General features: G+C 66.5%; 20 protein-coding genes. 7 read left to right on the top strand and 13 right to left on the bottom strand.

Annotation, left to right across the window (positions count from 1 at the left end):
• Nucleotides 1-116: 116 nt before the first annotated feature.
• Together GGD90_RS14245 and GGD90_RS14240 are read right to left on the bottom strand one after the other, a co-directional pair.
• The gene (locus GGD90_RS14245; protein ID WP_184415208.1) at nt 117-1,043 is read right to left on the bottom strand and encodes an ABC transporter substrate-binding protein; all 927 of its coding nucleotides are present in this window, start codon (nt 1,041-1,043) and stop codon (nt 117-119) included.
• Between the two features lie 69 nt (nt 1,044-1,112).
• Nucleotides 1,113-3,179 (bottom strand): TonB-dependent receptor plug domain-containing protein, encoded by a 2,067-nt coding sequence (locus GGD90_RS14240; protein ID WP_184415206.1) that lies wholly within the window; start codon nt 3,177-3,179, stop codon nt 1,113-1,115.
• A 351-nt stretch (nt 3,180-3,530) separates the two neighbouring features.
• On the opposite strand from GGD90_RS14240, the gene GGD90_RS14235 reads away from it, so the two are divergent.
• The 3 genes from GGD90_RS14235 (at nt 3,531) to GGD90_RS14225 (ending at nt 6,427) form a co-directional block, all read left to right on the top strand.
• Nucleotides 3,531-5,042, top strand: coding sequence for an NAD(P)H-hydrate dehydratase (locus tag GGD90_RS14235; RefSeq protein WP_153116373.1), 1,512 nt, complete (start codon nt 3,531-3,533; stop codon nt 5,040-5,042).
• A gap of 242 nt (nt 5,043-5,284) precedes the next feature.
• Nucleotides 5,285-6,151, top strand: a complete 867-nt coding sequence (gene nadC, locus GGD90_RS14230) for a carboxylating nicotinate-nucleotide diphosphorylase (RefSeq protein ID WP_153116374.1) — start codon at nt 5,285-5,287, stop codon at nt 6,149-6,151.
• 138 nt (nt 6,152-6,289) lie between these two features.
• A complete protein-coding gene (locus GGD90_RS14225; protein WP_184415204.1) occupies nt 6,290-6,427 on the top strand; it encodes a hypothetical protein in 138 nt (45 codons plus the stop codon).
• A 53-nt stretch (nt 6,428-6,480) separates the two neighbouring features.
• Here the strand turns inward: GGD90_RS14225 and thrC are convergent, their stop codons facing one another.
• The 3 genes from thrC to GGD90_RS14210 all read right to left on the bottom strand — a co-directional run bounded on the left by thrC (nt 6,481) and on the right by GGD90_RS14210 (nt 9,942).
• On the bottom strand, nt 6,481-7,923 hold the full coding sequence (gene thrC / locus GGD90_RS14220) for a threonine synthase (protein ID WP_153116375.1): 1,443 nt from the start codon (nt 7,921-7,923) through the stop codon (nt 6,481-6,483).
• Nucleotides 7,924-8,102: 179 nt separating this feature from the next.
• On the bottom strand, nt 8,103-8,834 hold the full coding sequence (locus GGD90_RS14215; protein ID WP_184415202.1) for a GGDEF domain-containing protein: 732 nt from the start codon (nt 8,832-8,834) through the stop codon (nt 8,103-8,105).
• A 631-nt stretch (nt 8,835-9,465) separates the two neighbouring features.
• Nucleotides 9,466-9,942: a DUF7931 domain-containing protein gene (locus GGD90_RS14210; RefSeq protein ID WP_153116377.1), complete on the bottom strand. Its 477-nt coding sequence runs from the start codon at nt 9,940-9,942 to the stop codon at nt 9,466-9,468.
• Nucleotides 9,943-10,105: 163 nt separating this feature from the next.
• Between GGD90_RS14210 and rlmD the strand changes: the two genes are divergently transcribed.
• Nucleotides 10,106-11,410: a 23S rRNA (uracil(1939)-C(5))-methyltransferase RlmD gene (gene rlmD / locus GGD90_RS14205; protein WP_153116378.1), complete on the top strand. Its 1,305-nt coding sequence runs from the start codon at nt 10,106-10,108 to the stop codon at nt 11,408-11,410.
• Nucleotides 11,411-11,433: 23 nt separating this feature from the next.
• On the opposite strand, the gene GGD90_RS14200 is transcribed toward rlmD, so the two are convergent.
• From GGD90_RS14200 to GGD90_RS14175, 6 genes are all read right to left on the bottom strand, one after another.
• The gene (locus GGD90_RS14200; RefSeq protein WP_153116379.1) at nt 11,434-14,247 is read right to left on the bottom strand and encodes a bifunctional diguanylate cyclase/phosphodiesterase; all 2,814 of its coding nucleotides are present in this window, start codon (nt 14,245-14,247) and stop codon (nt 11,434-11,436) included.
• A gap of 215 nt (nt 14,248-14,462) precedes the next feature.
• Nucleotides 14,463-15,272, bottom strand: a complete 810-nt coding sequence (pgl, locus tag GGD90_RS14195) for a 6-phosphogluconolactonase (protein WP_221227785.1) — start codon at nt 15,270-15,272, stop codon at nt 14,463-14,465.
• Complete coding sequence (gene zwf, locus GGD90_RS14190) at nt 15,269-16,651, bottom strand: glucose-6-phosphate dehydrogenase (RefSeq protein ID WP_153116380.1); 1,383 nt, start codon at nt 16,649-16,651, stop codon at nt 15,269-15,271. The genes pgl and zwf overlap by 4 nt, the downstream gene beginning before the upstream one ends.
• On the bottom strand, nt 16,648-17,664 hold the full coding sequence (gene gnd, locus GGD90_RS14185; protein WP_233448589.1) for a phosphogluconate dehydrogenase (NAD(+)-dependent, decarboxylating): 1,017 nt from the start codon (nt 17,662-17,664) through the stop codon (nt 16,648-16,650). The genes zwf and gnd overlap by 4 nt, the downstream gene beginning before the upstream one ends.
• Before the next feature lie 181 nt (nt 17,665-17,845).
• Nucleotides 17,846-18,517, bottom strand: coding sequence for a DUF1345 domain-containing protein (locus tag GGD90_RS14180; protein WP_228273698.1), 672 nt, complete (start codon nt 18,515-18,517; stop codon nt 17,846-17,848).
• Nucleotides 18,518-18,655: 138 nt separating this feature from the next.
• Nucleotides 18,656-18,847 carry a hypothetical protein gene (locus tag GGD90_RS14175; RefSeq protein WP_153116382.1) on the bottom strand — a complete coding sequence of 64 codons (192 nt, stop codon included), beginning with the start codon at nt 18,845-18,847 and terminating at the stop codon, nt 18,656-18,658.
• A 357-nt stretch (nt 18,848-19,204) separates the two neighbouring features.
• Here GGD90_RS14175 and GGD90_RS14170 point away from each other — a divergent pair, with 357 nt between their 5' ends.
• From GGD90_RS14170 to GGD90_RS14160, 3 genes are all read left to right on the top strand, one after another.
• Entirely contained in the window at nt 19,205-20,125 is a 921-nt protein-coding gene (locus GGD90_RS14170) for a DMT family transporter (protein ID WP_153116383.1), read from the top strand.
• Between the two features lie 120 nt (nt 20,126-20,245).
• Nucleotides 20,246-21,343 (top strand): NADH:flavin oxidoreductase/NADH oxidase, encoded by a 1,098-nt coding sequence (locus GGD90_RS14165; protein ID WP_153116384.1) that lies wholly within the window; start codon nt 20,246-20,248, stop codon nt 21,341-21,343.
• Nucleotides 21,344-21,549: 206 nt separating this feature from the next.
• A complete protein-coding gene (locus GGD90_RS14160; RefSeq protein ID WP_153116385.1) occupies nt 21,550-22,071 on the top strand; it encodes a hypothetical protein in 522 nt (173 codons plus the stop codon).
• Between the two features lie 60 nt (nt 22,072-22,131).
• Here the strand turns inward: GGD90_RS14160 and GGD90_RS14155 are convergent, their stop codons facing one another.
• Entirely contained in the window at nt 22,132-25,200 is a 3,069-nt protein-coding gene (locus GGD90_RS14155; RefSeq protein ID WP_153116386.1) for an ExeM/NucH family extracellular endonuclease, read from the bottom strand.
• A gap of 103 nt (nt 25,201-25,303) precedes the next feature.
• Entirely contained in the window at nt 25,304-25,819 is a 516-nt protein-coding gene (locus GGD90_RS14150; RefSeq protein ID WP_153116387.1) for a PEP-CTERM sorting domain-containing protein, read from the bottom strand.
• Nucleotides 25,820-25,842: the final 23 nt, after the last annotated feature.

Below are 25,842 nucleotides of genomic sequence, written 5' to 3'. Positions count from 1 at the left end.
CGGGAGTGTCGATGAAAGCGCTGGCAGAAAAGGCGGCTGAAGTTGCCGGCAGCAAACCATTCGGCCGGGACCGCGCAGGGCCGCAATTATAGCCCAGCGGCCGTAGCCACTGCCGTTCAGTCGCTATCGGTCTCGCTGGCCAGCGCAGCGTGCAAGGCACCGTCGGCAGGCGGATCGATCGCCAGCGCACGCGCTACTGCACGGTTTACCGACACCGAAAAATGGGTCGGGTAAAGCGCTAGCGGCAAGGTCTGCCGAGCATTCGGCTGGGCACGCAGCATCTCGACCGTCTGCCGGGCGATCTGCGCCGGCGTGCTGAAAACCGCTGCCAGCGCGCCGGCATTCACGTAGGCCTGGGAAAAACCGAACATCGGTTTCTGATAGCGATACGCCGTCAGCAGGATCGAACGCGCCGACTCGCGCGTGAACACGACGCTGTCGGGAAGCGCCAGCAAGAGGTCGGCGCCACCGAGCAGTTGCGACAAGGCCGGAATGAGTTCGAACTCGGCGCTGACCTCGTCGCTGATCAGTTCGAGTCCGGTGCGTGCCACCGCCGCACGCAGGCGCGGCAGGAAGAAGCTCGAATCCGGCCCGAGCAGTACCGCCACCCGCCGCTTGCCGGGCAGGACCAGGCGGATCAGGCCAAGCTGGCGTGACAAGGGCTGGTCGAGATAGATCGCCGAAAACTGCGCGCGCGCGCGATGGCGCCCCGACTCGGCGACCGTGCGCTCATAACTGGCGCGCGGCACCAGCACATTGAGCGTCGGCGGCAGGTCATCGCGAGCGGCAGCGCTGCGCATCGCCTGCACACCGACTGCGACGAGCGCCGACACACCGGCGAGGCGCGGATCACCGGCGCGCTCAGGAACGGTGGTCAACTCGACGATCGTCAGTGGCCGACCGGCGAGCACCGGGTCGGCCAGTGCGCGGTAGAAAGCGTCCAGAAACTCGCTGTAATGCCCACCGCGTTCGCTGAGCAGCACGGCCACACGCTCCTGCGCCAGGGCAACACGCCCGGCCAGCATCAGAACCACTGCCACCAAGACCAAGGTCATATGACGGGAGGCATTGAGCCTGAGGGGGGCGATGACCGAACCGCGGACCATGGAAAATCAGAAAGCCAGTCGCAGATTCAGGAAACTGCGCCGACCAAGGACGTTGTCGGCGTAAAACTCACGGTACTGCGTGTCGCCGATGTCCTGCACCACCAGCGCCAGCTCGCCATCGCCCTCGTGCCACTTGAACTGGCGGGCGACACGGACATCCCAGCGCATGTAGGCAGGCAGCGAGTCGCCCGAATTGGCCTGGAGCGAACCGACGCGATAGACGCCAAGGCTGGCGCGCCACGCGGGCGACAATTGACGGGAAAGCAGCATGTTCTGGCTGTGGCGGGAAGCCGTTCGGTCGTAGGCGTAGGCGGCGGATGCTGGAACTGAACCAGAATCGCGGACGATGTGCGTTGCTGACCAGCCGAAGTGAATGCGTGTTGCTTCGTCGAACTGCTGCTGCCACTGCGCCTCGAACGAATGGATGCTGGCGTCACTTCGATTACCAAAGGTACGCACCGTTCCCGGAATCGCCGTACCGCAGCAATCGAATGCGTACATTTCGATCAGGTCGCTGAGCGTATCGTACGAATACTTGAGATCGAGCGAACCGCCGCGGGGCAACTCGAGCAGGTAGCCGAGTTCGCGCGAATCGATGCGTTCCGGGCGCAGGTTGTTCTGTCCGTAAAGATACTGGTAGGCGTTGGTGGTGAAAGCGGGCGGCAGCACAGCCGGAAACAACCAGCGCGAGTTGCCCTCCTGTTCGTACGAAACCGGATTGCGCCAGGCGCGACTCAGTGTCGCCCGCAGCGTCTGCGTCGGCGTCAGATGGTAGTTGACGCTGGCGCGCGGCGACGCATTGGTACCGACGAAGCTGTTGTGCTCAAGCATCGTGCCGAAGTTGAAAACGAGCGCTGCCAGCGGCCGCCACTCGGCATTGGCGAAGACGCTCTGCTGATTGAAGCTCTTGAAGTCTTCTGACCCGAGATAGAGCGTGCTGCGCACCCGATCAAGGCGCAGCGAGCCGCCCCAGACCAGGCGCAGGCTCTCGCCAGCCCAGAAGCTGTGCTGCGCTTCAACGTCAGTGCGCTCGGCAACATGACTGAGCGCCTGCGTGAAAGGAGTTGGCACACCGAGTGGCAGCAGGAACGAGTTGCCACCGATAGTGACCGGAAACCACGGACTGACCAGCTGGCTCAAATCCTCACTGAGACGATCGCGGTTGTAATACGCGCGCAGGCTGAACTGGCTGTCGGCACCGAGATCGCGCTGCCAGCGCGCCAGCGCGAACATGGAACCGACATCCTTGTCACGCCGCGGATTGGTGTTCGGGTAGTCGCCCGTCTGCCGGCTGCCGCCCGAATAGCCGAACTGCAACTGCAGCTCGTCGATGCCGTTGACCCGATAGTCGCCGCGAAACGACAGGTTGGCGATGCGTTTGTCGTCGCTGCGCGCGTGCACATCTTCATCGTTGTAACGGCCTTCGCCATCGCGCGTGTAACCGGCGTCGTCGCGCAACTGCAGCGCCGTCCGGTAGTCCATCGCGCCGGCGCGGCCGCCGTAGCGCAGTGTCGCGTCGACGCCGGGCGTACCACCGGACAGCGACACCAGTTTGCCCTGCACGTCGGCCGGGTCGCGCGTGATGATGTTGATCACGCCGAGGAAGGAATTGGCGCCGTAACTCGCCGCATTCGGTCCGCGCACCACCTCGACGCGCTCGATGTCATCAAGGGCCAGAGGGATGTTGCTCCAGATCGGACCACCAAACAGCGGGGTGTACACCGACCGCCCGTCGATCAGGATCTGCATGCGCTTGGCGTAAGGGTCGGCCATGCCGTGATAGCTGACGACGTGACCGGGAACCACTTCCTTGTCGACATTGTAGGCGACGTACATGCCGGGAACGAGGCGGAACAGGTCGGCGACGTCCCAGGCACCCGAGTCGCGGATCATCTCGCGGTCGATGACGGTCATCGACGCTGGCGTAGCGGCGAGCGACTGACGCAGGCGCGTCGCCGAGACGACGACGGGCAGGTCGCTGAGGAAATCATCCTCGGACAAAGCCTGGGCGAATGCTGGCGGCGCCAGCAGAGTGGTGCCCGCAGCAAGAAACGCAGCGAGCAGCGAAGGCAAGCGCGCGTGCGGAAATAAGCTGAATGCCGTCAATTGAGCTTTCGTGCTTGTTTTTGTTGTCGTTTCCGGATTATCACGGCTCGTGCAGCCAGCAACAAGTACGACGCTCGATGCCATCAATGTGGCTTCGCCGCAGCGTGGCGGATGTACGACAAGGCAAGCTGCTCGGGCAGCAACAGTCAGCAGTCTGCCTGTTGTTCGCCCCTCGTCGGCGGCTCCGCCAGCAGGGGCGGCGGACGTTGTCAGAACGGCACTTGCACGCGCCCTGCCGGCATCTCCGGCACGCTGTCAGTAGCCGGTGATCGCAGCGTTTTCGGCTAGTATTCCGGCATTACCTTCCGCCGAAAAACCATGCCGAACCCGCGCCTCACGCCACTGCCTCCGGCCGTGCCGCTGCTCGAGATCGCAGCGCTGCGAGCGATCGAATGCGACGCCGCCCACCTGCCGCTGATGCAGCGCGCCGGCGCCGCCGCGGCGACGCTGGCCGCCACACTCTGCACCGACGAAGGCAGCGTACTCGTCCTTGCCGGCCCGGGTGCCAACGGCGGCGATGCCTTCGTCACGGCAAGCCGGCTGCGCGAGCTTTTCTTCGACCTGACGCTGGTGTTCACTGGTGACGTCGCCCGGCTGCCGGGCGACGCCGCGGCGGCTTGCCGCGATTTCGTCGCCGCCGGCGGCGAAGTGTCCCCCCATATTCCGGCAGGAAAGCGCTGGTCGCTGATCGTCGACGGCCTGTTCGGCATCGGCCTGTCGCGCGCCATCGGCGGCGACGCCGCCGCACTCGTCGCCGCCGCCAATACGCTCGCCGCGCGCGACGGCTGTCCGCTACTCGCGCTCGACTGCCCGAGCGGGCTCGACGCCGCGAGCGGAATCGTCGCCGGCCCGGCGATCCGCGCCACGCATACGCTCACTTTCATCGCCGCCAAACCGGGGCTATTCACCGGCGACGGGCCCGACCATTGCGGCAGCATCAGCGTCGCCACGCTCGGGCTTGAAGCCGCCGTAGCCAGAGGAGCGCGCGGGCGAATCCTCGCGCGTCCTGAGTTCGCGGTGCAGCTGCGGCCACGTCTGCGCAACACGCACAAGGGCAGCTTCGGCAACGCCGGCATCGTCGGTGGTGCGCCTGGCATGCTCGGCGCGGCGCTGCTCGCCGGTCGCGCGGCGCAGAAACTTGGCGCCGGCCGCGTCTTCGTCGGCCTGCTCGACGAGAAAGCGCCCGGCGTCGACGCCACGCAGCCCGAACTGATGCTGCGCCCGCCGGCCAGCGTGCTCGCCGGCCCGCTTGACGCCCTGCTCTGCGGCCCGGGCCTTGGCGACAGCGAGGCCGCACGCAGCCTGCTGGCGAGCGCGCTGGCGCTGCCCGTGCCGCTGCTGCTCGACGCCGACGCGCTCAATCGCATCGCCGCCGACAGCGTATTACAGGTGGCACTGGCTGCACGCCCGGCGCCCAGCCTGCTCACGCCGCATCCGGCGGAGGCCGCGCGCCTGCTCGGCAGCACGGTCGCCAGCGTGCAGGCCGACCGCGTCGCGGCGGCACAGGCAATCGCCCGTCGCTACGCCGCCGGCGTCGTGCTCAAGGGTTGCGGCAGCGTGATTGCCTTCGCCGACGGCCGCTGGTTGATCAACACCACCGGCAATCCGGGAATGGCCAGCGCCGGCATGGGCGATGTACTTGCCGGCATCGTCGTCGCGCTGCTGACGCAGGGCTGGTCGGCCGACGAAGCTCTGCTGGCGGGCGTGCACCTGCACGGCGCAGCTGCCGATGCGCTGGCCGCTAGCGACATCGGCCCGATCGGTCTCACCGCCGGCGAAACCATCGACGCCGCACGCCGCCTGCTGAACGCGTGGTGCGCCGCGACTTGAAATCGCCGCGACCCGGCGGCAGGGCTGACGCTCTCCGCGCAGCGGCTTTCGCCAGCGTCACGCTAGCGCCATCTTCACTGGCAAGCGCGCCGGACGCCCGCGACCAGGACTGGTGCGCTGACCGGCAGGCAGCGCGCGCCCGGGGGGCGGGTGCTAAAATCTGAGCTTTCGCCATTCCACCCGCCCCCTCCCCCTTCTCCATTCCCCGGCCGCGGCCAGCACCGCGGCTCCCGCGAGCCCCCATGAAGCCTGCCCTGCCCCCTCTGGCCGAAATCGAAAGCAACGTCGCCGCCGCGCTCAGCGAGGACGTCGGCGCCGGCGACCTGACCGCCGAACTGGTCGCCACCGGCACCATCAGCCACGCACGCATCATCTCGCGCGAAGCGGCGACTCTCTGCGGTTGTGCCTGGTTCGATCGCTGCTTCACCTGCATCGACCCGAGCGTCACGCTGCGCTGGTCCGCCGCCGACGGCGATCGCGTCGTTCCCGGACAAACGCTGTGCGAAATCAGCGGCCCGGCGCGGGCGCTGCTCACCGGCGAGCGCAGCGCGCTCAATTTCCTGCAACTGCTCTCGGGTGTCGCCACGCGCACGCGCGAATTCGTCGATGCCGTTGCTGCCGTTCCCGGCGCACGCGCGCAGATTGTCGATACACGCAAGACGATTCCCGGACTGCGCCTGGCGCAGAAATACGCGGTTGCCTGCGGCGGCGGCGGCAATCACCGCCTAGGCCTGCACGACGCGATCCTGATCAAGGAAAACCACATCGCGGCAGCCGGCGGCATCACCGCAGCACTGGCCGCGGCGCGCACCGTGGCGCAGGCCGCCGGCGAGCGCTGCAAGTTCATCCAGGTGGAGGTCGAAAATCTCGACGAACTCGGCGAAGCGCTGGCCGCCGGCGCGACGATGGTGCTGCTCGACAACATGACGCCGGAGACGATGCGCAGGGCAGTTGAACTGAACGCCGGCCGCGCCGTGCTCGAAGCCTCGGGCAATGTCTCGCTGGCGACGGTGGCCGCCATTGCCGCCAGCGGCGTCGACCGCATCTCGATCGGTTCGCTGACCAAGGATGTGCGCGCACTCGACCTGTCGATGCGCATCGTCGACTGAAGACCATGACCAGGGCAAAGACGGCGACAGGACGCTGGCGCGCCGCCAACGATGTCACATCAATGCAGTCGCGGCTCGTTATAATTTTGCCCTGACCAGCCAGTATCCACACCACATTGCCCCAGGGAGGGCATCGGCATGTTGTTCGCGCTCTTCTACGTGATTGCGATCACGATCCTCGCGCTTCACTTCACCGGCTTTCTCGGTCGCCACAACCTCGAGTGGCTGGTGCTGGTGCTGGCAGTCGCCGTCTTCCCCGCCGTCATCTACCTCTGAGGCATTCCCGCGCGCCGCGAGGGCGCGCGCGGCGGGGACCGGGTAGGCGCCGTTCAGGCAGCAAGCCGAGCGGCAATGAAGTCCTTCACCGCCTGCACATCGACAGCGAGGGTTTCGACGCGTTGCGGCAACTGCTCGATGCCGAGCAAGGCCTGCGGCCGCTGCGGCAGACGGCCGAGCGCTTCCTGAATCGTCGCTTCGAACTTCGCCGGCTGCGCCGTTTCCAGAACGATCATCGGCACGCCGGCGCTGCGCAGGCCGGCGGCGACCTTCAAGCCGTCGGCGGTGTGCGGATCGACGATCACGCCATATTTCTCGTAAGTCGTACGGATCGTCGCCAGCCGGTCAGCGTGCGTGCTGCTGCCAGAAACGAAGCCGAATTCGGCGAGGCGGTCGAAGTACGGCGTCTGCGCCAGATCGAAACCGCGACCGGCGTCGACTTCGGCCCACAACCCACGCACCTTCGCCGGGTCGCGGCCGACCAGATCGAAGACGAAGCGCTCGAAGTTCGACGCCTTGGAAATGTCCATCGACGGGCTCGAGGTGGCGTGCGTTTCGGCCGCCGCACGCGGACGATAGCTGCCGCTGCGGAAGAACTCGTCGAGCACGTCGTTTTCGTTGGTCGCCAGCACCAGTCGCGCGATCGGCAGGCCCATCATGCGCGCGATGTGGCCGGCGCAGATGTTGCCGAAATTGCCCGAGGGAACGGCAAAGGCCACCTGCTCGTCGTTGCTCTGCGTCGCCGCGAAATAGCCCTTGAAGTAATAGACGATCTGCGCGACGACACGCGCCCAGTTGATCGAATTGACGGCGCCGATACGATGCCCGGCCTTGAAGGCGGCGTCGCCGGAAACCGCCTTGACGATGTCCTGCGCGTCGTCGAAGGTGCCGCGCACGGCCAGATTGAAGATGTTGGAGTCGGCGAGCGAATACATCTGCGCGCGCTGGAAGTCGCTCATGCGTCCGGCCGGCGAGAGCATGAAGACGCGCACGCCGTGCTTGCCGCGCATCGCGTATTCGGCCGCCGAGCCGGTATCGCCCGAGGTGGCGCCGAGGATGTTGATCTCTTCGCCGCGCTGGTCGAGCACGTATTCGAACAGCGCGCCGAGCAGCTGCATCGCCATGTCCTTGAACGCCAGCGTCGGGCCGTTCGACAGTTCGAGCAGCGCCAGCCCCGGCTCGAGCCAGCGCAGCGGCGTGATCTCGCGCGCATCGGCGCCGTCGCGACAGTAGCCGTAGGTTTCGGCAGTGTAGGTGCGTGCGGTGATCGCCTTCAGGTCGGCCGGCGGAATGTCGTCGATGAACTTCGACAGCACGGCGAAAGCCAGATCGGCGTAGGACAGGCCACGCCAGGCGTCGAGCTCGGCGCGCGTGATCTGCGGATAGGACTCGGGCAGGTAGAGGCCGCCATCGGGCGCCAGCCCGCCGAGCAGGATGTCGCAGAAGGATTTGGCGGAAGCGTCCGGCGAAGCGGCACGGGTCGACAGGTAGCGCATGGCGGAATGGGGGCCGGGCGGAGTTTTGGGAGGCAGAAAGTCTACCACGCCTGCTGCCTGACGCAGCCGCCGGTACCGGGAGATACCGGTGATGGCGGTCAGCGCATCGCGCGAGCCGAAGAATCACCGCTCAGGCAGCCCCCGCGTCAGCGGGGCTTGGCACAACAAGCGCGACCAGTTCAGGCGCCGACGACGCGGTTCTTGCCGGCGTGTTTGGCGGCGTAGGCCGCCATATCGGCGCGACCGAGCAACTGCTCAAGGCTTTCGTCGCTCTGGCGCATGGCGACACCGGCGCTGAAGGTCAGCTTCAGACCGAGTTCCGGCAGCGGTTGCACCTCGAGCTCGCGCTGCAGTCGCGCCATCGTCGCCAGCGCTTCGTCACGACCGGCACCGCTGAGCAGCAGCGCGAATTCCTCACCGCCAAGACGGGCGACGAGATCGACCGGACGCAAGGCGGTGCGCAGCACGCGCACCAGATGCACCAGTGCCTGATCGCCGCGACTGTGGCCATGCGTGTCGTTCACGCGCTTGAAATTGTCGATGTCGAGAACGACCAGACTCAGCGCTTCGCCGCTACGGACGACACGCGCCAGTTCGCGCTCGAAAGCGTTCTGCAAGCCGCGCCGGTTGGCAGCACCGGTGAGCGGATCAGTGCAGGCGACGGCTTGCGTTTCAGCAAGCTGGCGTTCGAGTTCGGCGATACGCATCTCTGCCGCCAGCAACTCGAACATGCCGGCTTCGCGCACCATCGATTGCGGCAGCGGCGACAAGGTATGCGTCGTCGCCCACGGCACCGCACAGCCGGCAGCGACGGGCGTCGTGCTCAGGCGCAGCGGCGCCGCATGGCGGCGATGCAGGCGCGACGATGCCGGGCGGCGGGTCAGTTGCAGCGATTGACGGTCATGGCTCACAGCAGGAATCTCCATCGTTGGCGACGCACAACCGCCGCCTTGGCTGTGCAACGACCGCGAGCGCAAAAACTTGAGCCACTCCTCAAGGATTTTTTACGATAAACACACAATATGTTGATTTATTGCACTATTAATGTAGCCGAGCCGGCAGGCGCGCAGCGCAAGAACGCGACTTCCGGCAAACGCCGGCGATAAAAAAGCCGGCCCGCAGGCCGGCTTTCGCGACAGTCCGGCCGAAACCGGAGCGTCTGCTGTGCTGCAGTTTCTTACTTCTTGTCAGCCGGAGCTTGTTCAGCAGCCGGAGCAGCCGGAGCGGCTTGGTCAGCCGGGGCAGCAGCCGGGGCTTGCTCAGCCGGAGCAGCGGCCGGAGCCGGAGCAGCGACAGCAGCAGGAGCTTCGGGAGCGGCAGCCGGGGCTTCCGGCTTCTTGTCACAAGCGGAGACAGCAACAGCGATCAGAGCGGCAACCAGGAGGGAGTTCTTCATTTTTTGAAATCCTTTATATGTGCAAAAGTGAATCGAAACGGCTGGTGGAGAGACCAGCCTGACCGGCGTTACCGCCGATCAGGGCGACATGTTACTCCGCTTCGCGACGAGCGGCCAGCGCTTGCGGCAGTGCAACAAGCCGGGAATCAGAGGCCCAGTGTCGTTGCGCCCAAGGGCGTACCGCCCTCGCCGCGTATCTCGGCGAAGCGCTGCAGCCAGCGCGCACAGTCCTGCGGCGCGTCGAGAAGCAGCCGCGCGCGTGGCTGATCACGATGGAAACGCAGCAGCGCGTGCCGGCCATCGACGATCAGCAGTGACTCGGCGACGCCGGTCAGATGCGCCGGCGCCTCGATGATCGACAGGCGCTGCGACTCGCGCGACAGCAGTGCCAGCAGGCGCGGCTGTGTACGCTGCAGCGGACCGGCGTCCTGAACGATGAGTTCGGCCCTCGCCTGAGTGCCCGAGCGCAGCAGGCGCACAAGCTCGGCCATGCGCTGCGGCCGCTCGAAAGCGAGCCGCGACAGATCGCGGTCGAACACCAGCAGGCTGCGCGTCGCCAGCGCCAGCAGCTGGTCGATGGCAACGTCGCCGGCACTCCAGTCAGTGATCAGGGGAATCGACATGGCAAGCGCTCCACGACAGGCAGGCGGAAGATAGCGCCATGATCCGGCGCTGTGAAGGGTGCGTGGCGGGTGCCGGAACACATCGCTCCTGAGCCGCCGCCGCGCTGTGCCTTGAAAAAGCGCCGCTGCTCGCTACAATCCGCCCTTTCGCGCAGGAACGACCATGCCCACCGGAATCATCGAATCACTCGACCACGAAGCACGCGGCATCACCCGTCTCGACGGCAAGACCATCTTCGTCGAAGGCGCGCTGCCCGGCGAGCTGGTCGAATTCGAGAGCCACCGACGCAAGCCGAGCTACGAAGTGGCGCACCTGCGGCGCGTACTCAAGCCCTCGGTCAGCCGCGTCACGCCGCACTGCCCGCATTACGGCGTCTGCGGCGGCTGCAGCATGCAGCACGTCGACGCCGGCGCGCAGGTCGCCGCCAAGCAGCGCGTGCTCGAGGACAATCTGCACCACCTTGGCAAGCTCGACGCCGAACAACTGTTCCCGGCGATCTACGGCAGCCCCTGGGGCTACCGCCACCGCGGCCGCCTGTCGGTGCGCCGCGTGCTCAAGAAAGGCGGCGTGCTCGTCGGCTTCCACGAAAAGAAGAGCAGCTACGTCGCCGAGATGACGCAGTGCCCGAACCTGCCGCCACACATGTCGGCGCTGATCGTTCCCTTGCGCACGATGATTGATCGTCTATCGATCGCCGAACGCCTGCCGCAGATCGAGTTTGCCGTCGGCGAACGCGTCACCGTGCTGGTGCTGCGCATTCTCGAAGCACCGACGCCCGGCGACGAGGACTTGCTGCGCGAATTCGCCGACGCACACGGCGTCGTTTTCTACCTGCAGCCGAAGGGGCCGGCGACGGCCTACCGCTTCTATCCGCTCGACGCACCGGCCTTGTCCTACACGCTGCCCGAGTTCGCCATCGAGCACTTCTTCTCGCCGACCGAATTCACGCAGGTGAACCATGCGATCAACCGCGTGCTGGTACGCCGCGCGCTGCGCCTGCTCGACCCGCAGCCCGGCGAACGCATTGCCGACCTGTTCTGCGGACTCGGCAACTTCACGCTGCCGATCGCGCGCAGCGGTGCCGAGGTGGTCGGTATCGAAGGCAGCCCGGAACTGGTGCGCCGCGCCGGCGAGAACGCTGCCGACAACGGCCTTTCGGCCAACACGCGCTTCGCCGTCGCCAACCTGTTCGAAGCAACAGAAGAATCGCTCGCCGCGCTCGGCCATTTCGACAAGATGCTGATCGACCCGCCGCGCGAAGGCGCCCTCGAAGTGGTCAAGGCGCTCGGCGAAAACGACAGCGCACCGGCGCGCATCGTCTACATCTCGTGCAACCCGTCGACGCTGGCGCGCGACGCGGCGATCCTGGTGCACCAGAAAGGCTACCGCCTGCGCGGCGCAGGTGTGGTGAACATGTTCCCGAACACCTCACACGTCGAGTCGATCGCGCTGTTCGAGCGCGGCTGAGGCGATCAGACCGCGGGCTGCCCTCAGCCGGCAGCAAACCGGGCAGTGAAGTCTTCGACCGGCTGCGGACACCCGAACAGGTAGCCCTGATAGGCATCACAGCCGTGGTGCGCGAGGAAATCGCGCTGCGCGTCGAGTTCGACGCCCTCGGCCAGCACCGACAGGCCCATCGTGCGTGCCAGCGCGATCACCATCTTGGCGATGGCGGCGTCGTTGGCGTCGCAAAGAATGTCGCGCACGAAGCCCTGATCGATCTTGAGCTGGTAGAGCGGCAGGCGCTTGAGCAGCGACAGCGACGAATAGCCGGTACCGAAATCGTCGAGCGCGAAAGCGACGCCCTCTGCTTTCAGCGCGCTCATCTTGCCGATGACGTCCTCGACATCGTCAACCAGCATGTTCTCGGTCAACTCGAGCTTGAGACGTGTCGGCGCGACGGCAAAGCGCGCGAGCACCGCCAGCACACTGGGCACGAAATCGGTCTGGCGGAACTGGCGGGCGCTGACATTGACCGACAGCGTCAGCTCAGCGGTCGCCGGCTGCTTCGCCCAGGCGGCGAGGCAGGCGCAAGCGGCCTCCAGCACCCAGTCGCCGATGGCGAGAATCATCCCGGTATCCTCGGCGACGGCGATGAATTCGGCCGGCGAGACGCAGCCACGCAGCGGGTGAAACCAGCGCAGCAAGGCCTCGGCGCCGATGATGCGACCGTCGGCCGCCACCTGCGCCTGCAGGAAGATGCGGAATTCGTCCTTGGCCAGTGCGTCGCGCAGGTCCGCTTCCAGCTGCGCGCGCGTCGTCACTGCCGCCTGCATCGCCGGATCGAAGAAGCGGATCGAGTTGCGGCCGGCAGCCTTCGCCTGATACATCGCCAGATCGGCCTGGCGCAGCAGGCTGTCGGTTTCCTGCTGCCGGTCGAACAGTGCGATGCCGATGCTCGGTGTGCTCAGGTGCGAATAGGCGCCGAGCTGGTAAGGCTGGATCAGCGCCGCGAGCACCGCCTCGCCGGCCTTGCGCGCCTCGGCGGCAGCAGACAGTCCGTCGCGGCCGAGGCTTTCGAGGACGACCACGAACTCGTCGCCGCCCAGCCGGGCAACGGTGCCGCCGTCGACGACGCAGTGCTGCAGTCGCCGTGCCACCTGCTGCAGCAACAAATCGCCGATGTCGTGGCCAAGCGTGTCGTTGAGCGTCTTGAAGTTATCGAGGTCGATCAGCAACAGCGCCCCTTCGCCGCCCACCCGTGCCACCGTCGCCAGCGCGTGCTGCAGCCGGTCGATAAGCAACCGGCGGTTGGGCAGGCCGGTGAGCGGATCAAAGAACGCCAGTGTATTGACCTCTGCCTCGGCGGCCTTGCGCGCCGTGATGTCCTGGATGAGCACGATCATCGCCGGCCGGCCGGCATAGACCATCGGCTCGACGTTGGTCAGCACCGTGATCAGCGAGCCGTCGCGCCGGCGGTGGCGCCATTCACGCCTTATCTCGCGCACCGAAGCTGAGCCAACAAGTTCAAGCAGCGCTGGCACCTCTTCGGCCGGCCGGATGTCGGCGATGTGCATGCGCGCAAACTCCTCGCGCGAGTAACCGTAATGCTCGACCGCCCGGTCGTTGACTTCGAGGAAGGCGAGCGTTTCCCGGTCGAACACCCACATCGGCATCGGATTGTGGCGAAACAGGAACTGATAGCGCGCCTCGCTTTCGCGCAGCGCTGCTTCAGCGCGCTGCCGCTCGGCATCCTGAACCGCCTGCTCGGCCGCCTTGTGCCGGCGATACTCGGCGCGCATGCGCCGGTTGTAGCCGTTGATCAGCGACGCGGAGAGCAAACAGACGAGGACGCTGAGCAGCACGCCGACGGCAGCGACGAACTGCGCTTTCTGATAGGGAGCGGCACCGCCGAAGCCCGGCTGGCTGCGAAACACCAGCGTCCAGGAATGCCCACCGAAACCCAGTTCGCGCTCGACGCGCAAGCCCGGCAACTCGGCATCCTGATGAACGCCCGTATTCGCGTCATAGAGCAAAGCCTCGGGACGCGTCGAACGCCCATCGAAAATCTGCAGGTCGATGTTCCGCAGCGCGTCGTGCGGCAGGACCGCCATGAACGTCGACATGCGAAACGGCGCGTCCAGCCAGCCAACAAAAGCCGCTTCGCGCTCAGCCTCGTTGCGCGGCGCCGAAACGCTCTTGTAGATCGGTACATACATGACAAAACCCGGCGACCGGGTGCCGTTGTCCTGCGCCAGCACCAGCCTGGCCGACAGTGCAAGGTCGCCACTGGCACGGGCGCGGGCAATGGCCAGGCGCTCGACCTCGACCGTCAGCGGATCAAAGCCGATGACCCGCCGGTTGGTCTCATGCAGGGGCTCGATATAGACCAGCGGCGCGTACGTTGCACGGGCCCCGGGAGGAAAGACACGGTAGTCAGGAAAGCCCGCGCGCCGCATGCTTTCCTCGTGCGCCGGCAGATCCGCGGCGGCGACCTGCTGGTGAAAGGCAACCGAGGTGGCGCTGCCTTCGCGCAAGTCGGCCGGCAATATCTCGTAATAGTGGCGGAAGTCCTCGCGGGACACATGGTCCGAGGCCTTGAACAGGCCGGCAAAGCCGCGTAACAGAAGCTCGCGGGTCGCCAACTCGGCGTGCAAGCGCGCGACCATGGCCGTCGCCTGCGCGTCGAAATCGAGCTGCAAATCCTTGTCCGCCGATTCGCGCGCATCCTGCCAGAGCAGACCGGTCACGCTCAGCGAAAGCACGAGGCTCAGTGCCGGCCAGAAAAACAGGCCGTTGCGCGACGCCGCGCGCCAGCCTTTGCCGCCGGCCGAAACGACCGGCGCCGGCGCCTCGGGAGGCATTTCCGATTCCTTGTTCAAAGCGCCCCGCCCAAGCGTCTCCCACACCGATCACCGTCGCGCACGGCCCCGCGCGACGCCCCCTTGCCGACACTGTCGTTCCGGCGATTGCGGACGCTCAGAAAAGAATGCGCCTCTGCTGGCCGAAGCCTAGCCAGAAGAGGTTCGCCCGGCAAGCTTTTCCGGCAGGGCCACGACGCCGCCATGGCGCAGCGCTGTCAGCGGAGAAGGCTGGCGAGCGGCGTCGCCGGCAGCGGCGACAGCATCAGGCGTGCAGCGGCGGCCGCGTCGCACAGCAGCAGCGCGCTTTCGCGGCTGACGCGGCACGCCGGCAGCGCTGCGTCGCCGGCGACGAAGCGTGCCAGCACAGCCGCCTTGTCGGCACCGCTGACCAGCCAGAGCACCTGCCGCGCGCGATCGAGCAGCGGCAAAGTCAGCGTCATCCGCCGCCAGCCCTGATAGCGCGTGCTCAACGCAAGCTCGCGCTCAGTGACAGCAAGCGCCGGATCGCCCGGCAGCAGCGACGCGGTATGCCCGTCGCTGCCGAGGCCGAGCTGTACGAGATCGAGCAGCGGCGGTTCGCCCGCCAGCTGGCGCAGCAGCGCTTCGTAGCCCGCCATCGCTGCCAATGGATCGGCAGCGTCGACCGGCAGCGGATGCACCTGCGCGGCAGGAATGCGCACGTGCGCCAACAAGCTTTCTTCGAGTTGCGTGAGATTGCGCGCGACACTGCCCAAGGGCGCGATGCGCTCGTCGACCTGCAGCAGATGCACGCGGCGCCAGTCGATCGGCGCCTGCGCGAGCGCGCGCAGCATCGCTTGCGGCGTCTGCCCGCCGCTCAGGGCGAGCAGGAATTGCCCGCGCTGCGCGATGGCCTGCTCGGCCTTTTCGGCAATGTGATCGGCGGCGGCCTGCGCCAGCGCCAGCGCGTCGGCATGCACCTCGACCTTCAGGAATGCCGCCCGCGATGGCGGCGCCAGGACGCAGCGCGGCGTTGCCGCGGCAAGCCGACTGGCGTGATCGCTCACGCGCTCGCCTGCGGATTCCGCCAGCCGCCGTAAGCGGCGATCATCGCGTCGGCCGCGGCCGGCCCCCAGCTACCGGGCGCGTACTCGCTGAGCAGCGTCTTCCGGTCGAGCACCGGATCGACGATACGCCACGCGGCTTCGACGGCGTCCTGGCGCGCGAAAAGTGTCGCGTCACCCTTCAGCGCGTCACCGATCAGGCGCTCGTAGGCGTCCATTTCGTCATCATGCATGTTGAAGACGTGCAGCTCGATGTCGTCGCCGATGTTTTCACTGCCGCGCCGCTTGACGCGGGCGCCGATGGCGATGGCGACTTCGCTCGGACCGAGGCGGAAACGCAGGTAGTTGGCCTGCGTCGGCAGCATTTCCGGGAAAACCTCGTACGGCGGCGGACGCAGGCTGACGACCACTTCGGTCGCCGTCAGCGCCAGCTGCTTGCCGGTACGGATGAAGAAGGGAACGCCCTGCCAGCGCCAGGAATCGAGGTGGATCTGCATCGCCGCGAAGGTCTCGACGCAGGAATCCGCCGCCACGCCCGCCTCGGAGCGGTAGCCGCGATACTGGCCGCGCACCAGGCTGTTGCCGCTCAGCGGACGGATGGCGCGGAACACCTTCACCTTCTCGTCACGCAACGATTCGCTGCCGCTGCCGACCGGCGGCTCCATCGCCAGATTGGCGACGACCTGCAGCAGGTGGTTCTGCACCACATCGCGAATGGCGCCGACCTCCTCGTAGAACAGCCCGCGACCGGCAACGTCGATTGCTTCGGCGAGCGTGATCTGCACGCTGTCGACGTAGTTGCGGTTCCAGATCGGCTCGAGAAACGAGTTGGCAAAGCGGAAGAAGAGCAGGTTCTGCACCGGCTCCTTGCCGAGGTAATGGTCGATGCGGAAGATCGCCGACTCGTCGAACACCGCGTGCAACGTCTGATTCAGCTCGACCGCCGAGGCCAGGTTGCGGCCGAAGGGCTTCTCGACGACGACGCGCCCGCCCTTGGCGCAGCGCAGCTGGCCGAGCCCATTGACGACGGTGGGAAACATGCTCGGCGCGATCGCCAGATAGAAGAGCGGCCGCTGCGCGTCTCCCAGTGTCGTACACAGACGGTCGAAGGTATCGGCCTCGCGGTAGTCGCCGCCGACGAAACGCAGCAGCTCGCACAGTCTGGCGCAGGCGGCTTCGTCGAAGCCCTCGCTCTGTTCCAGCGTGGCGCGCACGTGCGCGCGGAAGCGCTCGAGATCCCAGCCGCCGCGCGCCACGCCGACCACCGGCACGGCGAGATTGCCACGCCGCACCAGCTGCTGCAGTGCCGGAAAAATCTTCTTCTTCGCCAGATCACCGGTGGCGCCGAACAGCACCTGCGCGTCGCACAGTGGCGTGCTCATGACTTGTCCGACGGATGTGCGGCTTCGCCATGGCCGCCAAACTCGCTGCGCATCGCGGAGAGCAGCTGACTGGCGAAGGCGTCCTCGCCGCGCGAGGCAAAGCGTGCGAACAAGGCGGCACTCAGCACCGGCACCGGCACCGAGGTATCGATCGCCGCCTTCAGCGCCCAGCGCCCTTCGCCGGAATCCGACACCCTGCCGGCGAAAGCCGAAAGATCGGGATCGCGCGCCAGCGCCTGCGCCGAAAGATCGAGCAGCCACGAGCGGACGACGCTGCCGCGCCGCCACAGTTCGGCGATCGCGCCGAGATCGAAGTCGTACTGGTAGGCCGCCGGATCGTCGAGCGGCGCCGTCTCGGCGTCGGCCTGCCGGGCGACACTGCCGCTGTTGGCATGGCGCAGCAGGTTGAAGCCCTCGGCATACGCCGCCATCAGGCCGTACTCGATGCCGTTGTGGATCATCTTAACGAAATGCCCGGCGCCGCTGGCGCCGCAGTGTAGATAGCCGAGCTCGGCGCTGCCGCCTGCGGTGCTGCGACCGGGCGTGCGCGGTGCCGCGTCGGTTCCCGGCGCCAGCGCGCGAAAGACCGGGTCAAGCCGCGCCACCGCCGCCGCGTCGCCGCCGATCATCAGGCAGTAGCCCTGCTCGAGCCCCCAGACGCCGCCGCTGGTGCCGACGTCGAGGTAATGGATGCCGGCCGGCGCCAGCGCTGCGGCGCGGCGGATGTCGTCGCCGTGCTGCGAGTTGCCGCCGTCGATGAGCACATCGTCAGCGTCGAGCAGCGGGCTGATCGCGGCGACCGTGGCTTCGACCGCCGCCGCCGGCAGCATCATCCATACGCAGCGCGGCCGCTGCAGCCGGGCGACCAGTTCGGCGAGCGAGGTGGCACCGAGGGCGCCCTCGGCAAGTAGCCGCTCGACGTTTTCCGGATGATGGTCATTGACCACACATTCGTGTCCCGCGCGCAGCAGGCGCCGGCACATGTTCGCGCCCATCCGCCCCAAACCGATCATGCCGACTTGCATCGCTCTGCCCCTTTTCGCTTCTGGCGCCCTGGCACGCGTCCGGCGATCTGCCGAACGCTCACGGCGACGGACCACAAGACCGCGTCGTTTCGCCAGTCAGACCGGCAATGGCGCTGGGTAGTTGCAGGGCTTTCGCGGCGGCGCCGAGGAGCGCGGCACGCCGGACACGCTACAGCAGTCCGGAAGCGATATTGATCGTCAGGGCGAGCAGCGTCGTATTGAAGAAAAACGCGAGAACACAATGAACGAGGCCGGTGCGCCGCATTGCCCGGCTGAGGATGCCGACATCGGCGGTCTGCCCGGAAGTGCCGATGACGCACGAGAAATAGAGGAAATCGCCGTAATCCGGCGCGTGACCGCCGGGAAAATCGAGCCCGCCCGGCGTTCCCCGCGCCTCGGCGAGGTAGTAGTCATGCGCGTAATGCAGCGCAAACATCACCTGCGTAAAAGCCCAGGAAGAGAGGATCGTCAGCACGCTCAGTCCGACGTGGGCGTAGCGCAGGCTGCCGTGGATATCCTTGACGACCGCAAGTTCGGCGACGATGGCGCCGATGCACATCAGCGCCGAGAGCACGACCAGCGCCAGGATGACGAACTTGCCGTCGTCGTGCTGCAACGCTCTCGTCCGCATCCTTTCGTGCGATGACCAGAACATCATGTGGCCGGCGAGCGCCAGATAAAGCCAGGCGCCAGCGTTCCAACCGATGATCAGGCGCGTGATGTCGTGCTGCGCCAGCGATGGCGGCAAGGCCAGCGCCGTTGCCAGCCCGAGGATGGCGCAGGCGAACAGCCGCGGCCGCGCGGCGATCATGCGGAAGAACAGCGGGCGGCGGGAAGTCAAGGGAGTCCCGTGCCGGCTTGTGCGCCCGTCGGCGGTCGAGAGCGACGGCTTGCGCCGAGTCTGCCGGTTTTCCGCTGCGCTCGTGCCAGGCAGCCACAGCGGTAACGGGTGCCGCTCAAGGCTGGCGCCTCACCGCGGCTATTTTTGCCAATGCGCGGCGCTCTTGTCGTTTCTGGGCGTCGGCGCCATGCCGACGACCGGGAATCTGGTCGACGGCACGTGCTCGGCCAGCAAATCCGGCGGGTCGCCGGCGTCCTGCCGGGTGACCAGAAGCGAATCGAGCAAGGCAATCGCGAGGACAATTCCGATGGCTATCAGGGCAACTTTCATTCTTGGGCACCTCCAGGCAGACGCCGTGGCGCCGCTGGACTGTGAATACGTTCCGGGCAAAATGATGAGCACGCTGTCGGCACTACCGTCATTGAAATACGCCTCATCGCGGCCGGGTTCAATCCACTGTAACGTGTAACAGCCCGATCCGGAGGACAAGCGCCTCACCGTGCTGTTACATAAATCCCATTCTAGGAAGCGAGTCTGCCAGTAAGCTGACCGGCGCTCGCCGCGCGCAATCGGTGCTGTGCGGCCGAAAAAGCGGACCCAGCAGGAACGCCTGCCGCAAGCCGACGAGCCTTGCGCAGCGGCGAGCTTTTCGCTTTACTCCGCCCTCGCCTTATCTCCGGAATACCGATGCACGCAAGAAACCGCTGGTTGCCAGCGCTGGCCCTGTTCGTTCTCACGCTCACCTGGGGCTACACCTGGATCGTCGCCAAACAGGGGCTGGTGCATGCGCCGCCGCTGGCTTTCGCCGCCGAACGCTGCGTCGGCGGCGCACTCGCGCTGTTCGTGATCCTCAAGCTGCTGGGCCGACCGCTCGGGCTGGTGGCAGCGGGGCCGACGCTGGCCATCGGCCTCAGTCAGGTGACGGCGTTCATGATCTTCCAGACCTGGGCGCTGGTCGAAGGCGGCCCCGGCAAGACTGCGGTGCTGATCTACACCATGCCGATCTGGACACTGCTGCTCGCCTGGCCGATCCTCGGCGAACGCCTGCGCGGCAAGCAGTGGCTGGCCGCCGCCAGCACGCTGATCGGCCTCGTGCTGATCATCGAACCGTGGAACCTGCACGCCAGCCTGTTCAGCGACATTCTCGGCCTGCTCGGCGCGCTGTCCTGGGCCGTCGGCACCATCCTGATCAAGCGCCTGCGCTCGACGACGCCGGTCGATCTGCTCAATCTCACCGCCTGGCAGATGCTGCTCGGCGCGATTCCGCTCGTGCTGCTGACCGGGATCGTCCCCGAACGTCCGACCGAGTGGACGCTCGGCTACCTCGGCATCATCGCCTTCATGTCGATCGTCAGCACCGCGCTGTGCTGGTTGCTGTGGATCTACATCCTCGACCGCGTGCCGGCTTGGGAAGCGAGCCTGTCGGTACTCGGTACGCCGGTGGTGGCCATCCTCTCCTCGCGGCTGATCTTCGGCGAAACTTTCAGCCTCAGCGAACTGAGCGGCATCGTGCTCATCGGCGGCGGGCTGGTGTTTCTTTCGCTGCTCGGCTGGGCAGCCAGCCGGCGCAGCCCGGTCAAAGCGCCGGCCAGACCGGAAGCCGCATGACTTGCGCATGAGCGCCCAGCGCATATAAAGGAAAGGAACTCAGCCGCCGCCAAGCGTCTCTGAACCGGCGACAAGTCACGCAAGGACGCCCGATTCCCCCCTTCGCCAGGAGCCCGCCCGATGTCCGCCCTCTTCTCGCCCTTCAAGCTCAAGAATGTGCAGCTGCGCAATCGCATCGCCATCCCGCCGATGTGCCAGTACTCGGCGACCGACGGTGTCATCAACGACTGGCACCGCGCGCACTACGCGGCGCTGGCGCGCGGCGGCGCAGGTCTGGTGATCGTCGAAGCGACCGCGGTATCGCCCGAAGGCCGCATCACCCCGGCTTGCACCGGGCTGTGGAATGACGCGCAGGCGCTGGCCCTGGCGCCGGTCGCCGCGGCGATCAAGGCGGCGGGCGCCGTGGCGGGCATCCAGATCGCTCACGCCGGACGCAAGGCCAGCGCCAACCGCCCGTGGGAAGGCGACGACCATATCGCCGACGGCGATGCGCGCGGCTGGCAGACCCTCTCGCCCTCGGCCATCGCTTTCGGCGCCAACCTGCCGAAACAGCCGAAGGCGATGACGCTCGACGACATTGCCCGCGTGCGCGGAGATTTCGTCGCCGCCGCGGCGCGGGCGCGCGATGCCGGCTTCGAGTGGCTGGAACTGCACTTCGCGCACGGCTATCTCGGCCAGAGCTTCTTCTCGCCGCACGCCAACCAGCGCGACGACGCCTACGGTGGCTCGTTCGAGAGCCGCAGCCGCTTTCTGCTCGAAACGTTGGCGGCGGTGCGCCAGATCTGGCCGGCAAATCTGCCGCTGACTGCACGCTTTGGCGTCATCGAATACGATGGCCGCGACGAAGAGACGCTCGCCGAGTCGATCGAACTGGCGCGCAACTTCAAACGCGAAGGGCTCGACCTGCTCAGCGTCAGCGTCGGCTTCTCGACGCCCGCGGCGAGCATTCCCTGGGCGCCCGCCTTTCTCGCGCCGATCGCCGAGCGCGTCCGCCGCGAAGCCGGTCTGCCGGTGGCCTCGGCCTGGGGAATCGATACGCCAGAACTCGCCGAACGCACGGTCAGGGACGGCCAGCTCGATCTGGTGATGGTCGGCCGCGCGCATCTGGCCAATCCGCACTGGCCTTACCACGCGGCGAAGAAACTCGGCATCGATCGTCCCTCATGGGTACTGCCGGCGCCCTACGCGCACTGGCTGGAGCGCTACGCCGTCAGCTGAGCACACCCGCGGCAACGCGGATTGCTTGCGCGGGTGAACTAGGCCCAGCAATGCCCCGACGATGCTGCGAAACCAATCGGAGGAGTTCACCGAGCAAGCGGACGCAAAGGTGAGGATTGGCCTGCCTGGACCTTGCCTGCAACTTGCGTTTCCAAGGCCGGAGAGGATTGCTATTCTTGCCGCTACCGTATTCCGAGGATTTCCCGATGTCGAGCGCCCGAACACTCTCTGCCGCCGCCGCAGCTGCGCTGAGCCTGACGCTGTCTGTCCCGGCCGTCGCCGCCGGGCTGATCAGCGACGATGTCGCGCTGATCAACATGCGCAGCGGGCTCTCTTCGGCGATTGCCAAGGCCACCGGTGACGACGACGACCGCAAGCACGCGCGCGCTTTCGCCCGCCAGCTCGAAGAAAAGCTCCCCATCCGCGCGCCCGACCGGGCGACCTACGCCAGATACCCCGACGATGGCGGCAGTGCTGTCCAGCTCTTCATCATTGGCGTCGTGCCGGCGCAGGGTCTTGAACAGGAGGATGTCTTCGTCTGCGCAGAACAGGGCGGCCGGGTCAGGGCGCTTCTCGGCGTCACCAAAAAGGGCGATGTCTATCCCGTTCATTCGTGGTCCGGGCCGCGCAAGGCGAAGACACCGAACGCTTTCGCCTGCGATGCGTTCGTCACCGCCAAACGTGACGAGATGAACGAGCGACTGGCCAGCCAGCGAAAACCCCGCTGAGGCGGCGCGGCGCATGGACCGGCATTCGGCAGAATGCCGGTCCATTCCCAAGCAGCCCGATCAGAAGACGAAATTGCCCGGCGTGGCGATCTCGCATGCCCGGTTCTTGAGCAGCACCAGATTGCGGCCGGCAGCGGGGCCGGTGGCATCGGGGTCGATGCTGATCATCGCACCGGCGGCCGAGGCCTTGCAGCTGACGTAACCCGCGGCAATCGGGTTGCTGTTGCTGATGCCCAGACCCTGCAGCAGCGCGCTGAGCACGATGCGGTCGATACCCGGCTCGAAGTCGGTGATCGTATCGACGCCGTCGCGCAGGCTGTTGAACACGAACTGGTCGGCGCCAGCGCCACCGGTCAGCGTGTCGGCACCGACGCCGCCGCTGAGCACGTCGTCGCCCGGCGTGCCGGTGAGCGTATCGCGCCCGTCGCTGCCACCGATCTGCCTGAGCAGATTGATGCCGATCAGCACCGGATCGTGGTCCGACGAACGATAGACCGAATTCGTGTAGTAGTCCGGGCCGCAGCTGGTGCAGGCGGGCTGCTTGAACTCCAGGTTGTAGTCGATCACCGAGGGTTCGTCGGCGTTGATGCGCCAATGCGCGGCACCGCTGATCTGCGCGCTCAGGCTGGGCGTCGCCAGCGCGTGATCAAGGTAGCCGGCCTCGCCATCGAAGACGTAGGAATAGCCCGCTTCTTTGAAGCGTGCGATCTGATCGACATAGCCGCTGGCGGTGAAGCTGAGGATCGGGTCTTCCTTGCCGTAGGCATTGAGGTCGCCGATGACGATCACGTCCTTGTCGCCGGTCTTCGTCTGCAATGCCTTGACCGTGTTGATCAGTGCCGCCGCCTGCTCCTCGCGCCTGAGGTTCCAGCAGCCCTGGCCGTCGCCCTGATCGGCGTTGGCGTCGCCGCTCGTCGGGCAACTGCTCTTCGACTTGAAGTGATTGACGACAACGCTGAACTTCTCGCCGTTGGCGGCGGCGAAGGTCTGGATCAGCGGCGGCCGGTTGTGGATCGGATCGGTGTCGCTGAAGGCACTGCCGACCGGACTGAGCTTGCCCGGTTTGTAGATCATCGCGACGCGGATGGCGTCGGTGCCGGTGCCGCCGGTGGGCAGGGCAACACTGGCGTAGGTGCCGGCCGCCGTGGCCGCGTTGAGCGCGGCGACGAGGTCGAGAACGGCGACGTTACCGTTGTTCTCGATTTCCATCAGGCCGACGACGTCGGCATTGAGTGCCTTGATCGCGGCAACGATCTTGGCTTTCTGCCGCGCAAACTCGGCCGCGCTGTCGGCGCCGCGACAATCGCTGCGAGTACCGCTCGGATAGCAGCCGGCCGAGCCGGCGGCATCGAGCGTCGTGAAGTAGTTGAGGACGTTGAAGCTGGCCACCCTGACGTTGCCGCCCACCGCCTCCGGCGCAGCCGTGCGCGGGTTGGTCCGCGTGATCAGCGGCGCCACCGTCGGCTGCAGGCGATAGTCGGCAAGGCCGGCGCTGTCGCTGGTGGCCAGACCGTAGTCGATGACGCCGGTCAGTCCGTCGATGCTGTCACCGGCGCGCACCGTATTGTCGGCGGCAAAGTAAGGCGTCGGGTTCGGGTTCTGCACGCTGCTGCCGTCGTCGAGCAGGATGCGGCGGCGCGCGTTTTCGTCGGCAAGGGCGATCGCTTCCGGGCTGCCCGCCGGATAGCGGTTGGTCGGTTTTTCGAGGCGCCCGTCGGCAGATACCGTCAGCTGCCCGTAGCGCCCGACAAAGTAGTTCTGGCTGACGGTCAGCGGACCGTTGATGCGCACCAGCATGCCTTCGTAATGCTCGAGATCGCCTTCGACGGCCTCCGGGAAAGTGATCGTCTGCGGTGCAATGCTGATGCCACTGGCCAGCGTGGTGATGCCGGGGTTGCTCAGTTCGGTCAGCGGATTGGCAAGGGCATCGCCGCCGGTGCCGACGGCGTATTCGACAACGGTGGCGGCAACGCGCAGGCGCTGGCCGACAGCGACGGTCGGCGCGCTGCCGGTGTAGACGTAGATGCCTTCGGAAGTCGTTTCATCATCGTCGGGCGTTTCGCCCTGCATGAAGAAGCCGGCGTTGGTGAGCCTGGTGACGACGCCTTCGGTAGTGACTTTCTGGCCGACCAGCGGGCTGGTCGCGCCGCTGCCCTGAATGGCGTGGATCGGCGTGATTCCGGAAACACTGACATCGACGGTGCAGCTGGCCGATTGCGCCTCGTCGTTGGCGAAGTTGACGGTCACCGCGTAGCTGCCGGGAGCGAGGTTGTCGGCGACATTGAGCGTAACCGTCGCCGCCTCGCCGTCGGCGCTGGCGGCAACGAAATTGCCGAGCGAGAAGCCGCTTGCCGTTTCGGCGGCGAGGCTTGCCGCATTGACGCGGCTGTCGGCGTCGCTGGCCGAGAGCGCGATGCTGGCGGCCTGCCCTTGCGCCGTGCTACCGGCCGGGCAGCTCGGCACGATCGGCTGGTTGATCGGGGTCGGTCCGGAACAGAGATTGACTGCCGTTGCGCTGTTGCGCGCGACGATCGCACTGCCGGTGACGATCGAAAAATCGGCCAGGTTGTTGCCGGTATCGGTACAGCCCGCGTTGTTGCGCAGCGCCGCGCTGCTGTTGCTCAAGGCGCCGACCGCCGCGCCTTCATAGCCGTTCGCAGCGCCGTAACCGACCAGATCGACGAGGCTGGCGTCGCCGCTCGGGTTGGTGGCCGCGAGCGCTTTTGTCGAACTGACCAGCGCCACCTTGGCAGCGCTGGCCGACATCGCGATCGTGCCGCTGACATCGGGCGTCGGCAACGCGGCGGCGCTGGTGTTGCTGCCGTCGGCTTCCTTCACCAGGAAATACTGTCCCGGCTGCAGGCTGACGTTGGGCAGCACAGTCTGGTTGTTCCAGCTGCCGGAGGACGAAGCGTACTGGACCGACCAGCCGCCGAGGCTGACGGCGGTCGAGCCGGCGTTGAACAGCTCGACGAAATCGCTCTTCAGCGGCGCGCCGCTATTGCCGCCGCCGCCAAAGACCTGGGAAATGACGACGCCAGCCGCAAAAGCCGGCACGCAGGAAGCCAGCAGACTGGCCGCGATGATGTTGCGGGCAAAGCCGTGCTGCAAATCGGGACGGGTTTTCATGTTGTCTCACTCAAGGCAAAGGGGCGGCGTGTCCTGTCGAATCCGCAGGACGGGGCAAAAAAATGGCTCCCGCAGGAGCCACTTCACGGACAGGGAGGGAAGATCAGGCGCTCAAGACGCGACGACGACGGGCCGCCAGACCGAGCAGGCCGAGGCCGGCGAGCAGCATGGCGTAGGCTTCGGGTTCAGGCACCGCGGCATAGATCACACTGCCAGTACCGGAACCGCCGACTACCGCGGTGTCGTAGGCGAAGAAGGCTTCACTGGCCTTCTCTGTGCCGGCGATCAGCGAGAATTTCGGTTCGCTGCTTTCGACCGTGTAAGCGAGGCCGAGGAAGGTGCCGTTGTAGTAGCTCACTTCGGTCGCTGCTGCGGCATCGGCCAGCGTGAAGATTTTGCCGAGGAAGCTCAAGCTCAGATTGCTGACGCGCAACCACTCGGCGTCAAGGCCGGAGAGATTGGCGTCGTCGAAGCTGAAGCTGCCGGAAAATGACTGGCCGGTGTAGTCGCCGGACTCGAGCGTGCCGCTGAAGAGGTAGTGCTGCGTGGCCGCGTGGGCAGCCGGCAAGGCGGCAAGCATGAGCGCGGCAATGACCGAGGAACGGATGAGTTTGTGCATTTGGCTGATCCTTGTTCTGACGA

It is taken from the genome of Rhodocyclus tenuis (assembly GCF_014197755.1).
Taxonomy (GTDB): Bacteria; Pseudomonadota; Gammaproteobacteria; order Burkholderiales; family Rhodocyclaceae; genus Rhodocyclus; species Rhodocyclus tenuis.
This window is presented reverse-complemented; position numbering and strand designations above follow the sequence as displayed.

Coding starts and splice junctions, on each gene's coding strand:
- GGD90_RS14235 (WP_153116373.1), top strand. CDS start 3,531: ATGCCGAACCCGCGCCTCACGCCACTGCCTCCGGCCGTGCCGCTGCTC.
- nadC (WP_153116374.1), top strand. CDS start 5,285: ATGAAGCCTGCCCTGCCCCCTCTGGCCGAAATCGAAAGCAACGTCGCC.
- GGD90_RS14225 (WP_184415204.1), top strand. CDS start 6,290: ATGTTGTTCGCGCTCTTCTACGTGATTGCGATCACGATCCTCGCGCTT.
- thrC (WP_153116375.1), bottom strand. CDS start 7,923: ATGCGCTACCTGTCGACCCGTGCCGCTTCGCCGGACGCTTCCGCCAAA.
- GGD90_RS14210 (WP_153116377.1), bottom strand. CDS start 9,942: ATGTCGATTCCCCTGATCACTGACTGGAGTGCCGGCGACGTTGCCATC.
- rlmD (WP_153116378.1), top strand. CDS start 10,106: ATGCCCACCGGAATCATCGAATCACTCGACCACGAAGCACGCGGCATC.
- GGD90_RS14200 (WP_153116379.1), bottom strand. CDS start 14,247: ATGCCTCCCGAGGCGCCGGCGCCGGTCGTTTCGGCCGGCGGCAAAGGC.
- zwf (WP_153116380.1), bottom strand. CDS start 16,651: ATGAGCACGCCACTGTGCGACGCGCAGGTGCTGTTCGGCGCCACCGGT.
- gnd (WP_233448589.1), bottom strand. CDS start 17,664: ATGATCGGTTTGGGGCGGATGGGCGCGAACATGTGCCGGCGCCTGCTG.
- GGD90_RS14175 (WP_153116382.1), bottom strand. CDS start 18,847: ATGAAAGTTGCCCTGATAGCCATCGGAATTGTCCTCGCGATTGCCTTG.
- GGD90_RS14170 (WP_153116383.1), top strand. CDS start 19,205: ATGCACGCAAGAAACCGCTGGTTGCCAGCGCTGGCCCTGTTCGTTCTC.
- GGD90_RS14165 (WP_153116384.1), top strand. CDS start 20,246: ATGTCCGCCCTCTTCTCGCCCTTCAAGCTCAAGAATGTGCAGCTGCGC.
- GGD90_RS14160 (WP_153116385.1), top strand. CDS start 21,550: ATGTCGAGCGCCCGAACACTCTCTGCCGCCGCCGCAGCTGCGCTGAGC.
- GGD90_RS14155 (WP_153116386.1), bottom strand. CDS start 25,200: ATGAAAACCCGTCCCGATTTGCAGCACGGCTTTGCCCGCAACATCATC.
- GGD90_RS14150 (WP_153116387.1), bottom strand. CDS start 25,819: ATGCACAAACTCATCCGTTCCTCGGTCATTGCCGCGCTCATGCTTGCC.